Source organism: Bartonella sp. AA1HLJMS, assembly GCF_042197445.1.
In the GTDB taxonomy this organism is placed as follows: Bacteria; Pseudomonadota; Alphaproteobacteria; order Rhizobiales; family Rhizobiaceae; genus Bartonella.
Genome location: NZ_JBHIRW010000257.1, coordinates 1 through 853, shown reverse-complemented (window position 1 = coordinate 853; position 853 = coordinate 1). Strand labels below are relative to the sequence as shown.

1 protein-coding gene and 1 pseudogene are annotated in these 853 nt (G+C 33.2%); both read right to left on the bottom strand.

Annotated features, from left to right (window positions below; translation table 11 throughout):
* Nucleotides 1-236 (bottom strand): annotated as a pseudogene (locus ACFIQE_RS11030) (type IV secretion system protein); the annotation flags it as partial.
* Between the two features lie 96 nt (nucleotides 237-332).
* Nucleotides 333-853 (bottom strand): type IV secretion system protein (locus ACFIQE_RS11025; RefSeq protein ID WP_375707768.1); only part of this gene is annotated, 521 nt, incomplete at its 5' end.

Genomic DNA, 853 nt, shown 5'->3' with positions numbered 1-853 from the left:
GTAAGAGCTATTGAAGTAATAATACTTATCCGTAGGAAACGGTTTACGAATCCGGAGAGAGGCATATCGATAGCGCCCCGAATGATAAGCTATCCGTAGATGATGAAAGCGATTGTGATTCCAATTGAAACAAAGGGTGTAATTGTAACAATTGCTTTTGAGGAAATATCCGTGACATATGTTTTTGTTATCTGATCAATTTTATTGAAAAGTTGCGTGAACACAGTAAAGTTCATGGAATTCCTCTTTAACGAATTTTCAACTTTTTATCACCTTGAAACATAGATACATGCTAAACGCTTCATTTGCATTTATACATTACCTAAGTGTTTTCACCGTATGCTAGGCATCTCTTTTTTTTCATGGTTAAAAAATTTCATATCAAGTTCGCGTCTTTTCCTTTTGATAAGTGAGTATTCAGCTTTGCGTAAATGTGCTACCATTTGCATCTTTATAGATTCATTTTGGATCATGACTAATATACCATCGATATGTGCTTGAAGATCAGCAATGTCTTTCAGATTTTCTTTTGTTTCAAGTTCATTGAATAACTGTTTGAGGTATTGAAAACGATTTTCTGCATGTTCAAAACTTTTCAAATTCACAACTTTATCTAGAACCGATACAGATTGTAAATGCCCAGAAATAGCTTTGCTCATTTGATCAAAAGTCCCAGAAATTTTGTTTTCTTCCTCCAATATCTTTTGATATGATTCCCTTGAAAGCTTATTATTCTTATAGAGCGATTCTGGTTCTTTGAGAAAAAAACTAGAAAAGTCTATTTGCTTTGGGTTTGTTTTCTGACTCTTTGTTATAGCCTGATAAGCTTTTTCTGTTTGTGAAAGTTGTTCTT